Source organism: Elusimicrobiota bacterium, assembly GCA_026388075.1.
Taxonomy (GTDB): domain Bacteria; phylum Elusimicrobiota; class Endomicrobiia; order Endomicrobiales; family JAPLKN01; genus JAPLKN01.
The window spans coordinates 18,213-33,789 of the sequence record JAPLKN010000149.1 but is presented as its reverse complement, the minus strand read 5'-3'; the positions used below and the strand labels follow the sequence as shown (position 1 = coordinate 33,789).

General features: G+C 37.7%; 1 protein-coding gene (running past one end of the window). It reads right to left on the bottom strand.

Annotation, left to right across the window (positions count from 1 at the left end; genetic code table 11):
- Nucleotides 1–15,577: part of an SNF2-related protein coding region (locus NT145_08375; protein ID MCX5782691.1), annotated on the bottom strand (this coding region is incomplete at both ends). 18,212 nt of the annotated region lie beyond the right edge of the window; the window shows 15,577 of its 33,789 annotated nt.

Below are 15,577 nucleotides of genomic sequence, written 5' to 3'. Positions count from 1 at the left end.
CTTTTTTGGAATTTACGGATCATAACTTCTAAAGTGTTATGAGAAACTCCAAAATCTTCGGCCGTTAATTTTGTGGAATCATTATTTATTTTTAGTCTTTCAAATATCATTTGTTTTAGCTGTTCAATAAGAGATGATTCTGGTAATTTCTTATCGAAAGCTTCAAGAATTTTTAAATAATCAGATATATTGTATTCATAGATTTCAAGATATTTGTTTCTCATGTATCCGAGATTCCAGCAATTCTTTGCCTTTTGTTCGTCGCTTTCAATATAAACCTTTTTATCAGAATCAAAAACAAATCCTTTGCTTTCCTCAAGAATTCTTAAGAATTCTTCTTTATCAAGGTCTTTTAAAGTCGTTTTGTTAATGGATACATTTGTCATCGCAAGCGGAACATCTGGAACATGATCATAGCCAAGATGCAACGGAAACGCCAGGGCAAGGAAGGATCCAACAGGAAGGCATGGGATAATGTTTAGTATCCTAAAAAGCATTCCAAGAAACGGGAATCGGACAAATTTATCAAACGGTGTCGCTTTTCCCCTTTCAATAATGTTTCCAGCCTTGTCGCGGAAATATAAGGTTTGATGTGAAACGCCGAAAACATAACTACTGATTACAAGAGCTATTGCCTTGATTGCCATCGGATTTAATACCAAAGATATACCTGGAATTAAAGAAAGCAGAAACTCGAATAAAAGCTGAAGAGCAAAACCATAAATAAGTTCTTCAATCGCCACGGCAACAGGTAGACGTTTGGGATTTTCTTGAACCCATTTGGCAAGAGGAGTAATTAGAGCTGCAGCGGGATTCGATATTTTTTGAGAATTGTCTAAGATCGTAATTCCCAAAAATTCATTGTTGAGATTTTGTAAAGCTGATAAAGCTGTTTGAGCAGAAGGAGTACCATTTGGTTTTCTAAACCCGAGATTAAGAGCGATTTCTCGTGTAACAACAAGATCCCCATTTTCAGCTTTGGTTTTAAGAAATGCCTTAAACAATTCAGCAAAGGTGGTGCCAAAAACAGGTGTTCCACCATAAATATTAAATAAAGTTATGTAAGAAGTGCGATTTCTGCTACATAACGCTTTTTTTATAGCAAAAATATTTATTCTTTCTGTTTCGCCTCCGGCCTTTCTTTTGATATTGGACTCAATAATCTTTTTTGCTTTTTCTTCAGGCAGTTTTTCTTGAATTGTAACGCCGGTAAATTCTTGGCCGAGAATTTGTAAGATTGATATTGCTGAATCGGCAGAAGTTATCCCCGGTCTTATCAAGCCAAGATCAAACGCGATTTCGTGCGTCATAGCAAGCACACCATTTTTGGCTTTGGTTTTAAGATATACCTTAAACAATTCAGCAAATGTAGAACCGAGCACGGGCGTTTTACCATAAGTTCTAAATAGAGTTAAGTAAGAAGTTTGGTTTATACCAAATAATCCTATTTTAATCGCAAAAATATTTATGCCTTTTATTTTCCCATTAGCATACGTTTTAATGTTTGATTCAATTATTTTCTTTGCTTTTTCTTCTGAAAGCTTTTCTTGAATTGTAACGCCAATAAATTCTTTGCCGAGAGATTGTAAGGTTGATAGAGCATAAGCAATATCGTTATTTATGCTAAATCGGAGGTTGAGCGCAATTTCCGGCGTTAAGACAAGAACACCATTTTCAGCTTTAGTTTTAAGATATGCTTTAAACAATTTTAGAAATGTGGTATCAAAAACAGGTGTTTCGCCATAAATTCCAAATAGGGCTTCATAGGAAGCAGTACCTCTTTTAAACAATTCTTTTTTCATCAAAAACAAGTTTATGTTTTCAACTTTGCCATTGACATTTTTGATATTTGATTCGATAATCTTTTTTGCTTCTTCTTCAATTAGTTTTTCTTGAATTGTAACGCCGGTAATTTCTTTGCCGAGAGATTGTAAGACTTGCAGAGCGGGATGAGTAGAACCAGTACCAATTGAAGTAAAAAAACCGAGACTAAATGCATTTTCCTGTGTTATGGTAAGAGCACCGTCTTCGGCTTTGGTTTTGAGATATGTTTTAAACAATTCAGCAAATGTGGTACCAAACACAGGCGTTTCGCCGTAAATACTAAAAAGGGTTCTATAAAGGCGCTTATTTGTACCTAATAGGGCTTTTTTTATCAAAAACAAGTCTATACTTTCAACTTTGCCATTGACATTTTTGATATTTGATTCGATAATCTTTTTTGCTTCTTCTTCTGGCATTTTCTCTAGAAGCTCTTTACCGGCAAATTCCTTTTTATTTTTAGTATTTGTTTTATCTATTTTCTTTTTAGGAGGTCTTGCTTGTATTGTAACGCCGGTAATTTCTTCACCGAGAGATTGTAAAACTAATAATGCAGGATAATCAAGACCATTACCAGTTGGTGTTCTAAAACCGAGATCAAATGCGGTTTTTGGGGTTACAACAAGAACGCTGTTTTCAGCTTTAGTTTTAAGATAAACTTTAAACACTTCAGCAAATGTAGATCCTTGCACCGGAATTTTCCCATAAATTTTAAATAAGGTCTTATAAACGACGTAGTTTTTGCCAGAAATGTCTCTTCTTATCGCAAATAAGTTTATATTTTCTATTTCACCTTTGTCATTAATTTTAATGTTAGATTCGATAATCTTTTTTGCTTCTTCTTCAGGCATTTTCTCTAGGAGCTCATTAACGATAAAATCCTTTTTAGCTTTTACGCGCAGTTTTTTATGCGGAAGTTTTTCTTGAATTATAATGCCAATAAACTTCTCCTTATTTTTTGTACCCGTCTTAATCTTTGGCCCAATAATTTTATCTGATTTTATTTGCGGAAGTCTTTTTTGTAGCGTAACGCCGGTAAATTCTTTGCCGAGATTTTGTAAAACCGATAATGTTAATTGAGTATAAGCAGTACCTTTAGATGTTCTAAAACCGAGACTATGTGCGGTTTTGGGAGTCATAACAAGAACACCATTTTCAGTTTTGGCCTTAAGGTAAACCTTAAAAACTTCAGCGAATGTGGATCCTAGCACAGGAGTTCTGCCATAGATACTAAATAAAAATTTGTAGGAGTTATTGTTTTTGCCCAACAGCTCTTTTTTTATCAAAAACAAATTTATACTTTCTATATTCCCTTCGGCATTCTTTATGATGTACGATTCAATTATTTGTTTTGCATTTTTTTGCAATAATTTTGCCTTATCACTAATATGACCAGCTTCTGCTTTACTGTGGTTATTATTTATTGGGAGTCGAATTTTATATTTTTTCAAGATGTCGCGAAAAATAGCAGGATCCAGACCAAAATATTTTGAAATTTCATCAATACTTGAACAATATTTGCATATATCAAAGACTTGGGTGGTAAATTCTTCAAGTAAGGTTTTTTGAGTATCGTCGTACTCATCAAAAAAATTAAAGGTGCTGGGTAACCCCAGAGTTACTTTAATGTAACCCAAATTCCAGCAGTTTAATGAATTTCTAGATTCGTCAATAACAAAATCTTCGGCATTTTTATCAAATTGCATAAGTTTGCTATCTTCAAGAATTTTTGCGAAATCCTGAGTAGAAACTTTGTTTTCTCCTATTATCGCCAGTGGAACGCCGGGGATATGGTCGTAGCCGAGGTGCGAAGGAAAAGCCAAAGCAAGGAACGATCCGACGGGTAGGCCGGGGACGATATTTAGTATCCTGAAAGCCATTCCAAGAAACGGGAATCGGACAAATTTATCAAACGGTGTCGCTTTTCCCCTTTCAACTATGTTTCCAGCCTTGTCGCGGAAATATAAGGTTTGGTGCGAAACACCGAAAATATAACTGCTGATTATAAGGGCTATTGCTTTGATTACAATCGGATTTAATACCAAAGATATACCGGGAATCAAAGAAAGAAGAAACTCGAACAATAACTGAAGTGCAAAACCATAGATCAATTCTTCAATCGCAATAGCGTAAGGCATTCTTTTCGGATTGCCTTGAACCCATTTGGCAAGAGGAGTAATAAGCGTTTCATAATGAGGTGTTATCTGCAATTGTTTCAAAATCTTTATACCGGTAACTTCTTCGCCTAGGGATTGTAAAGCTAATAATGCTGTTTTAGTAAAGCCAGTACCAGTTGACGTTAAAAATCCAAGATTAAACGCAATTTCTGGCGTTACAATAAGAACATCATTTTTGGCTTTGGTTTTGAGATACGCCTTAAACATTTCAGAGAATGTAGATCCGAGCACCGGTATTCTGCCATAAACTTTGAATAAGGTATTATAGGAATTTCTTTTTTTGCCTAATAGTTCTGCTTTTATCGAAAATAAATTTATACTTTCTATTCCGCCTTTGGAATTCTTTTTGATGTTAGATTCAATTATTTTTTTTGCTTCTATAGAAGGCCTTTTTTGAATTGTAACACCAATAAATTCTTTGTCAAGAGATTGTAAGGTTAATAAAGCCGGCTGAGTAGAACCGTTGCCTTCTGGAGTTAAAAATCCTAGATCAAGCGCAATTTTCGGCGTCAGAACAAGAACGTCATTCTTGGCTTTGGTTTTTAGAAATGTCTTAAACAATTCAGTAAATGTGGTGCCAAACACAGGTGTTCCACCGTAAATTCTAAATAAGGTTCTATAGAGAGTAAAGTCTTTGCCAAATAACTCTTTTTTAATCGCAGAAATATTTATGCCTTCTACATTTCCCTGGGCATCCTTTTTGATGTTTGATTCAATTATTTGTTTGACTTCGTCTAATGATAGTTTGTTATTTATTGGAACTCGAATTTTATATTTATTCAAGAGATTGTGAAAATTGTTAGGACCCAGACCAAAATATTTTGAAATCTCATCAATACTTGAACAATTTTTGGATAAATCAAGAACTTGCGCGATAAATTTATTAAGTAAAGTTTTTTTAGCATCGTCATATGTGTCAAAGAAATTCAGAATGCTGGGCAATTCTAGAGCCACTTTAATGTAACCTAAATTCCAGCAGTTTAATGAATTTCTAGATTCGTCAATAACAAAATCTTCGGCATTTTTATCAAATTGCATAAGTTTGCTATCTTCAAGAATTTTTGCGAAATCTTGAGGAGAAACTTTGTTTTCTCCTATTGTTGCTAGGGGAACGCCTGGGATACGGTCGTAGCCGAGATGGGCTGGGAACGCCAGGGCAAGGAATGATCCCACGGGAAGGCCTGGGATAATGTTTAGTATCCTAAAAGCCATTCCAAGCAGTGGGAAGCGGACAAGTCTGTCAAACGGCGTTGCTTTTCCCCTTTCAATTATATTTCCATCCTTGTCGCGGAAATATAAGGTTTGGTGCGAAACGCCGAAAATATAGCTGCAAATTATAAGGGCGATTGCTTTGATTGCTATCGGATTTAATACCAAAGATATACCGGGAATCAAAAAAATTAGAAACTCAAACAAAAGCTGAAGAGCAAAACCATAAATTAGCTCTTCTACTGCAACGGCTACAGGCAAGCGTTTAGGATTATCTTGAACCCATTTGGCAAGAGGATGGATAAGCGCGAGCCCCTGATGGGTATTTTCTATAATTTCATTAATGTTTATTCTTTCATTAACATTATGTTTTAGTTCGCGAAGTACTTCAGTTAAAATGATCCCAATATTTTCCTGAGTTAAAACTATTTGCTCATTTTGTTGTATTTGAGATTGTAATTTCGGTATATTTGCGTATTCTTGGAGATTCGGATTACTATATTTTGCAAGCAGAAATGCGTATTTAGCTAGATTTAAATATACTTCTTTTTCCTTTTCGGTTTTTGCGTAACTCAGGAGTATGTCGGTAATTTTTTCAAAGATTATTATTTCCTGATCAATATCACATCCGGCTGACAATTTTTGAGATAAAGCAACTAAGGACTGCGTTAATTTTACGCCCGGTTTTACTTTCTCGTGCTGATCGCGATATACAAAAAACAGAAAAGAATTTATAAATTTGTTGAGGACCAGCGCTGTTGATTCCGGATCATTTTTAACTATAAAAGAAATAATACTTAAAATTATCTGTTTGAAGACCTCATCATTTCTGAATAAATCAATTATAAATTCCTCGTTTTTCCCATCACTTAGTAAATTGACGAAGTATGCCCCGATTTGTTTGGAAACCAAATATTTTTCATCAGAGGTTTCTGCTACATCACACGTATAAGAGATAAGTTTAATGATAAATTTTGTGTGTTCATCTGATACGGGAGGGATTCCAAAAATCTCAGAGAGCAAGCCATAGATTTCTTCCAAATTTTTTGTAGTAATAAAACCCATGCCGCCTTTAAAAAGTATATAGTATTTCAATAGGCTGCTTATATCTTGGGATTTCTGCTGAGCTAAATCAGGAATATTTGTTTTTATTTTCGTTAAAACAGTATTTTTTAGCTGCGGACTATCAATTTTTTCGTATAATTGGTATAAAATATTAAAATAAAAATCTTCCGGCGGTTCTTTATCAAGCAGAGAGAACAGTTGATTCAGATTATCTCTTCTTTTATTTTGGTCTTTAGATTGAGCTTGGTTTATTATATTTATGACAAATGCCTGTATAAAGGGGAGCTTTTTGTCGGGGTAAATGCCAGAATAAAATGTATCAATAAGCTCTTGATTTTCTTTAGGATTTTTCATTGCCCTATATAAGATAATCGCGAATGCAAGAGTTTCATTATCCTCGGCCAATTCATTGGCAGTCTTTAGAAGCCGTTCAATAGAGCGAGGATCAACGGCTAGAAAATTGCTTTCAGGAATGTTTCCGGCAAGAAAATCACTTGCATTTTTAATAAATTCCTTATCGTTTTCGCCGAAAATTTGCAGCAAAGTTTTTGTTATCAGGATAATCAGACTACGGTTGATTTCGGATGTGTCATCGGCCGAATACAATTCCTGAAGAGTATTGAGCATGGTTTTCTTGTCTAATTTGGATGACTTTTTCTTAGCAGGCTGGTTTTTAGCGTCTTGAAACATAGTTTTGATATTTTCAGCCAGGTTTATTTTAAGCTGTTCCGTATCAGCAACGGCAAAGGTTTCATTTAGTACATTCTTAAATATTTCGTGACTTGAAACAGTTCCGCCTTGTATTTCAAGAATTTTTTCTAAAAATGTATATGCTTGTTGAACATCAAATTCTTTTACATTGCCGGGACCAGTTTTAATCAGCATTACTTGCACAAATTTGCTTGCTATTTGTCTCCGTAATATTGTATCGGCGATATTTTCTAGAAAAAATACCGCAATTTGTTCCCACTGTTTTTTCTCTTGCGCATCTAGTTGCGCGTATAAACCAGAGAAACTGTTAATTAGCACTTCTTTATCCATGCCGCTCGGGTAGGTATATATGTCCAGCAAGGCTTTTGCCAGCGCCTGTTCCCTGTCTTTTGACAGAAACAGCACTTCTGCGATTATTTCTGTTGTCACTTTATCCTGTTGAAAACTATCTTTTAAATACCGTTTTAACTTTTGATAAACGCCTTCAAAACTATTTTTGATTGCAGTAGCTGCATTGTCAATGTCATCTATAGGATAGGCGCTCAGTATTTCTCCCAATTTTTCAACATTGTTTAACTGAAACTTGATATTTGTTCTATTCTTTAAGTTTTGTATGTAATTAATAATGAGCAACTTATACTTCTTAATACCGTTTTTTGCTTTTTCTATTTTATTAGAGACGAAATTAACCAGTTTCTTTATTGCTTTATGGATTTTAACGCGATGTTTATGAAAAGATATGACGGCCAAGATAACGAAAGTAGATATAGCAGCTAGTACCGTGATATTTTCTACGTTATGAACCCACGCCAAGGTACGCGCACCGTACATTTCGGCGCCATTCTGAAGAACGGCATCGTGCGACGCCCAGGCGTTTTGAATAAAAAACGTTTCATAAAACTGCGATATCTGATCCAGCGTGAGTGTCGCTAAGCTGCCGTCCCAGTTTGTTCCGCAGGCCGTATTTAGGGCATTAAGACCGCTTACGTTACGCGGTATCAGGCCAAAGAATACTTTCACCTCATAACTCAGGCTATTAATAGTTGACAGAAGCCCTTCAAGTTCAACCAGGTTATTTACAATTTCTTCAGCTGTTTGCTCATCGGTTATTTTGGGATACGAAAACTCAGCTGATGAGATAATATTAAGCAACACGGAAAGCTGACCCGTGCTTGGACTGCTGCCAGAAACCCAGGTCTCGGTGAAATGAAACAATTCCTTTATAGCATTATAGGTGGATTCATCTTGATTTATAGACAGCCATAACATTCCTGCGGCGGTTATTTTTTTCACATCGTTCGCTAGATTTACATCACTTGCGTTTATATATGTCCGCGCTGAAGCCCAAGAAGAGTTGATAAATGCGTAAAGACTTTGTCGTTCGCCAAGAATAACTGTCCCGCCGGATGAATAATTTGTACCGAACAAAACATTATAGTACTGCATATTGGCGCCAAGCGCTTGTTCCAGCAGTTCAATTGAACGCAGATCGTTTATGACTTCACTGATCGGCCGTCGCCCGGCCGTACCCTGATTTTCATCATTGGAGATGATTATCAAAAGGTTAAATCCGGCAAGCGTAATGGTGGTTGAAGAATCAGCAAAATTATTTCCGTTAAGTTCACTAAATCGCGAAACAAACGAATATATATCTGAATTGTTTTTAATATAATCGTAAAGCGTTGCTAGCCGAGTAATGTCGTCCAAGCTCAAGTTATATTTTCGGTACAACATATCTATAACTGCATTATGTCCTAAGTTCATATTGGGGATGAGAGCATCAATAAATGCCTTGATTAACGGATTATTATGATATGCGTCCGTTATATCATGGTCTACCTGTGCCTGGCCGCTATTTATAAAATCCTGAGCAGCGGTATACATCAAAGTTTCAAATGCTGATTTATTAAATCCAATATTATTGTCAACATAAAAATACTTATACATCATATGCAGATCCGAAACATAGAGAGCGTTATAATCGTAAGCCCAATAGGCTCCGGTCGCGTAATTTACAGCATCGAAATAAGGTATTGAGTATTGTCCAATAGTTATATATTGGTTAGCATAGTCAATAAGGAGACTCGAAATGTTTACCACTTCTTTACAATAGAGATACGGATTACGAGGGTTAGTAAGGTTTGGGGTAATAGTCTGCGGATTATAATAATCTATGGAATGTCCATCACTGTTGGGGTAAAGGGAGGTATGGAGCAGTTGATTAAAAAATGTAATCTGAGTTGAATCCAGCGCTGATGTTGTATCCAAAGGATGGCCTTTTAGAATTTCAAATTGTGCGTTAAAAACTGAGATGCAGCCGCCGAATACCTGCTCACACTGATTCAGCCCCCAACGGAGGTTACAAACTCCAACCACATCTTTTCTTAAATTCTCTATTTCTGTCGGATTCCCAATATATATGGTTAACCCTTGAGTATTGCCTTCCGGATTGAGCGCGGTAACAATTTGAAACAGAATATTCTCTTGGTTTTGCGTCAGTGTTGCCCCCGCAGTGAATTCATCGGCTGTTCCGGTTAATTTCTCAATAGTATTGATAGCATAGATTACATCCGCATCGTTTTTCCATGAATTCCAGATTTCTGCCAGAGCGGTCCGATCGTCCTGGGTCATATCTGCCGGTGTCAACTGACCCAAAGGAGAAGTGTTGTACGGGTTATTTTGCCCCGGCACCGATCCATCAGCCGGATTGCCGGCACGTCTTGAAAAATCAAAAACGGGAATAAATGCTTGACCGACCCCAGGCATAAGCGCAAAAAGGCCTAAGAGCTGCAACGCAAAATCATGAGAAAGAACGCCGGCTGCCGCTATCACAACGGGAATGGCGATTATCAGCCCTATCAACAAAGGTTGCGATATCATGCCGAAGATTACGCCGATTTCTACCAGAAAAATAGCTACCAATAAACCTATAATAAAAACAGGCACAAACGATAATTTCGAAAGTATCGCCCCGGAAACATCCTTCCCGATAATAAGCTTGGTTTTCAACATCGTTTTGCCGGTAAGTTCGTCTATCGGCCGGCGTATCGTAACCATATAAAGCGAAACGATTGCAGTTGCTCCTATTGCCAAACCTATGACGCTCAAGATAGCAACATATGACACTAGCATGAAACCCGGAAACAAAAGAGCATTTAGAATGAAATAAAACGCGTATCCTGAGGCAGCGCCAAAGCTCATGTTTCTTATCAAAAAAGTTTTACTGATAGTCACGTCATTCAATTTCTTTTTGGGTATCACAAATAAGGCGAAAGTTGAAAAAAGCGCCAGTATCCCTCCGATAAGAATACCCCATGGCAGCCCCAACAATAAAGCAGTCGCATATCCATAAATACTTATCGCCGAAATAAGAATGCCGGCAATCACTTCAAAAGCTATTCTTTGTTGTTTTTCCTGAGGAACAATTTTTACTGCTTTAAGTGATTGTCCGCTTTTCTTTATCATGATTCCGAATAAGGCAAGGGCGATAAGGGCGAGGATAGGGGAGGTGTAGAGCATACTGGCGATACCAAGCGATAAGCCTATAATTATTGAACCGATAGCTCCCGCCAGCATGAATGTTGACATCCGTTTTGCAACCAGCCAGACGAAATCTATGCCGGCCTTTAACATTTGTTCATGCGTTCTTTCGCCACGGTCAAACAGAATAAGATCTTTGCCGATCTTTTTATCGTATTCTATGCGGTCCATATAGAACCGTTTCAAAATCCCCGCAGAGATAATCATTATAATGGCGAGAGCGCCTAAGATAAGTCCGAGAGGCCCCAGCGTTGCCGGCAATATCCAGCCTAAGGCTGTAAACGCTTTTAATATTCCCAGGCCTCCAAAGATGATGGCCGCGCTGGGAATCACTGCGACGCCTATAAGCATCAATTTGCTTGACAACGAATAAAGAATACGCTGTTTTTTCGGCATCGCCTCGGGAATAAAATCAAACTTTTCTTTGACCGTAAACCCTTCTTTTTCAAATGCCTGTTTTATTTTGGGTTTTATTCTGGAAACAAAATTTTCAAATGCCAGGTTCAGGTCTCGGATGTATTCTGCCTGCGGATCAAATCCTGCAAACATGAACGAGTCGTGCTCAAATAGTTGATCCTGGATATTCCGTTCAGTTTCGGCCATTGCCTTAACAAACAAGAGCCACTCATTATGCACAGCTTGCAAAACTTGTTCACGCGCTATTTCCAAAGAACCGGTGCCGCCTTTAACAATTGATTCAGGAGCTTCAATTAGTGCATCTTTTATCTTTACATATTGGTCAAGTTTCTGCTGGAAAAGTTTGTCGCGTTCAATACGCATCTTCTTTGATAGAATATCCTGCGCGCTGTTGAAACGGCGCAGTCTTTCAATTATCCGCTCAATATTACCCTTCTTTTTTACAATAGTTGTCATTATGCCGGTTCTGTCGCCGATTCTGGCTTCTATTTCTTCTTCTCTAATAAGATTGGATTCATTTCGCAGGTGCTTACAGATAAATGCTTTGTCAGCCGGGGAAAGCCGTTCGTTAAAAGGAGCGCTGATTATTTCTTCAAGTTTTTTGATATGCCGGGGGCTCACCGTTTTTTTCTTTTTCATTTCGCTCTCAATTATTTGCCGCGGCTCGTAACTGATGCGTTCGTTTTCCTTGAACAGTTTTCCGTTTCTGCACATACGAAAAATCGCATACCCCTTTGATTTGTTTCGTCCAGCCCGGCATCCGAATTGTATCTCGTCCTGTTCATGCTTTTCTTCGCACAGCGATATAGCCACAATGCTTTTGGCAATGTCTAAAACCGGAGTGAAACCGGATCTTCCCCTATTGTTAACAATGCCGATTGCTCCGGCCTTTTTTCCGATATCAATAGAAAAGTCTGCGAGGTTTCCTGTGCGCGCATCCAAAAGAATAAAAAGTCCGGGTGTTTTGGTCTCCGAATCCCCGTACAACAGATTGTTTAAATGCTCGTCTTTTTTCACTTTATTGATTATGGTTTCAACTGCCTTAGCAATTTCATCTTCATTGCAGGTCTTTTCAGCGTCATTGAATTTCTGGTACAACTTTTGATATTCGGGAGAGTTTATAACCTGGATTGCTGAAAAAATCTTGGGATTAATCTTTGCCCAAGAACTTTCTTTCGGCAGTGAAGCAAACGTCCGGAGTATCCGTATTTGCAAGCGATCGCTGTCCCGAGAAGAATCCACTTTAACTATTGCCGATGCATCTAATTCAACAGCATCCAATATATCAGAGATTCCGGCTTCCTGTTTTTCTTTGTCAGTTTCATGAATGTATTTGCCGACAATCATCGGGTTTGCGGCATCGCCCCCTTCATCAACAAATTCCATTGTACGGCCAAAAATACCGCTGAACAGGTCTTCATCCGGGGTTGCGGTCGCTATGCCGACGCTGTCTCCAAACTCGGAGACAAGATTTGCAGCCAAGATATGCGCGGCACTCATTCGCTCCGGCTCAATTTTATCAATCGCATGATTACGCATTTCCTTTATTTGTACCGCCTGCTGAAGGCCCGCAGGCCAATGAACCCTGCTTTTGCCTTCTCCCTGCTTGATTCCGGTAATAATGATGCGTCGTCCCGCAATTTCATAGTCTATTCCCGGTTTGATGCATAAGTGCGCGGTCAAGGCTTTATTGACGTATGATACAAACAACGATTTTGTAAGCCAGGGGAGTTTACTCTTTGCTTCATCAAAACGTTTTTTCCCAGTGCTTCCTTTTGAGTTCAAGGCATATCGTATCCCGGAAAGATTAAGTTTTACCCTCTTTATGTCCTCACGTTTTGTGAAGTAGCGTTTGTTGCCTGACTTAATGAGTGCGCGCGCTATGTCATCGGCAATCAATTGGGTGTCTATACGGGCGCTGGCGTCTGGAAGGATTTCTCCTGATGTTTCAAAATAGTCGTCTTCGCCCAACACGTTATCGCCTTCATCGATCAGCAGGTATTGATATTTGGTTTGCATGGGCCTGTGAGCGCTGGACGAGAGTTTTTCTGCCATTCGATCCCAGCCCTGAGGTTCAATCGTTTGAAAGATGATATCGTTTTCGGAATAAAACTTGTTTAGATCGTCTTCTACTTTGTCAAATTGTTCGGTTTCAGGATTCCAGGCAAAGTGAGCATCGGCAGTCGCAAAGCCAATTCGTGCGGCAATTTCCGGTTCGCCGATTTGTTCAAAAAAACTTCGCGCGATTTCTGCACTCTCTTTTGAAAGGTCAGAGTTTGCGGTTAAGTGAATTATGCCGGTTAAACCACGCCGCTTAAGCAGCAGATAGGCAGACAAGATAAATGCATATGTTTTTCCGCCTCCCGCAAGGCACCACGCAACTTTTTTCTTCTGTCCGTTTATTAGTAGTTCTGCAGTTTTTACCTGTGTTTCCCATTTTTTCGGACTCCATTGTATTTCAGGGCGGGTTAACGAAAGAATTTGCTGAAATGCTTTCTCTGCTTGTTTTATATCATCATCATTTATATCTAATTTAATTTCTTCAAGCTTTAGGGCTCTTGTTTTTTCTTTTTCTGTCGAGCTAGCATTATTTCTCGGGGTAAAATCGTAAATAAAATGGGAAGGAAACGCCCAGGCAAGAAATGAACCAATAGGAAGACCCGGGATAATGTTTAGTATCCTAAAAATCATTCCAAGAATCGGAAATCGGACATATTTGTCAAATGGTGTTGCTTTCCTCCCTTCAATTATGTTGCCTTTTTTGTCACGGTAGAATATAGTTTGATGCGAAACGCCGAAAATATAACTGCTGATTATAAGTGCAATTGCTTTAATGGCAATAGGATTTAATACCAAAGATATGCCAGGAATCAAAGAAAGCAGAAACTCAAATAGAAGCTGAAGCGCAAAACCATAGATCAGTTCTTCAATGGCAACGGCAGCAGGCAAGCGCTTGGGATTCCCTTGAACCCATTTGGCAAGAGGCGGGATTAATGCCATAGAGTCATCGTCTTTATCCTTCGCGATTTTTATCAGTTTTCTCAAAATTTCTAATGGCGGAACAAATATCTTATTGAATTCTATTTTGTCGCCTTCAAATATTTGAAAGAACGTTTTTTGCACATTTGAAGCCTCTTTGTACTTGAGCGCTTCATTATAACTAGAGTCCGCGTCGCTTTCACTTAGGCCGTAATAAACTGCTACGGAAGCAAGGCAAACTTTTGCAAAATCATCTTTTTCATCATTTTTCAGCACGTTTTCCATGAATATTTTTCTAAATCTAGCCCAATCAATATCGGTTCCGTTTTCCTTGTTCAATTCAATGAACATATTCAGAAAACCACGGGCTGCGATATGCCGGGATTCCGTAAAGTAATCCGTATTTTGCAAACTTTTAAAACTATCTTCGTAATCAAGGTCATTTAGGAAAGAAGCAATATCTATCCCGAACCTTTTGGAAAACTCAAAAACAGCAAGATCTGATGAAGTTTCAATTTTTACCAGATCATTATTGCAGTCCATTATTTTTGAAGGTTTCCCGAAAACCTTGAGGCTTAAAATATATTTTTGGGTCAAATGGTCCATTTCATGAACGATAGTCTGTAAAAGACTCTCTTTTGTGCTGTTTGAAACAGTTTCATCACCAAGAAAAATGCGATAAGCTCCGTGCAAAGCGCCACGTCCCTTAACGATACTTGTAACTAAAATTGAAGCTAAATGATTCCTAAGATTTCTTTCTGTTAATTTTTGTGAAAAATGATGCTTGATAAAACAAAAATTATTTGCAAGGAAAATTGTTTCGGCAAAAGTTACAATCTTTTGATTGCGAAGCCATTGCATATCGTCTGCAAGTTTTTTTGGCCATGTACCCTCTTCTATCTGCAAAATGCGATCGATTTCTTTTTCGGCAACAGGCGCCATTTTTAAACTTAGCTCAATTAGCTGATCAAAATCTAGATAAAAAGAAAAACTCAAATGACTAAATGCCCAAAGCCTTAACTCATCTTTGATCTTTTCGTCTTCCAAAATTTGTTTTAGTAATTCTGGATTTGAGCTTTTCGCAAACATTAAGTAATATCCGATATTTTTATCAATATCGGGCCGCTCAAGCAATTTTATTAAATCATCGTCGTTAATAAGTCCTTCTATTATATTGTCTTTTCCTTTCATAAAATCCAGTATAAAACTGGCTCCTACAGAAGAAATGGGCTTCCTTACTAAAATTAGAAAAATCTCAAAAGCTTTTATAGGATCTAAAGTAAGAAATTTGCTCAAAATATCTCTTAACATCAATTCCCTGCTATGTTCATATACTGAATAAACTCCGGGACCTTGAGAAAAAAGATTAATAAAGAAAAGATAATATCCGAAAAATTGATTTTCATCCAAAGTTATTTTCGTTTTTATTTCTTCGGAAAGTTTTTTTACTAAAGTGAGGGAGGCTTCGATATTATCTTGTTTTCGGAGTTCAACAGCCTCATTAATTGCATCTATGATGGGTTGGGGAGCTTTATTGACAGCTTCTTTAATTTTTAAAAGCAGTTCGCCTTCAAGGCCGCTTAAAGCTTCTTCGTTTAATATTGGTCTTTTTTTCCCCGCCATCGCGAGCATATTATTGGGCTTAGCATTATATTTTT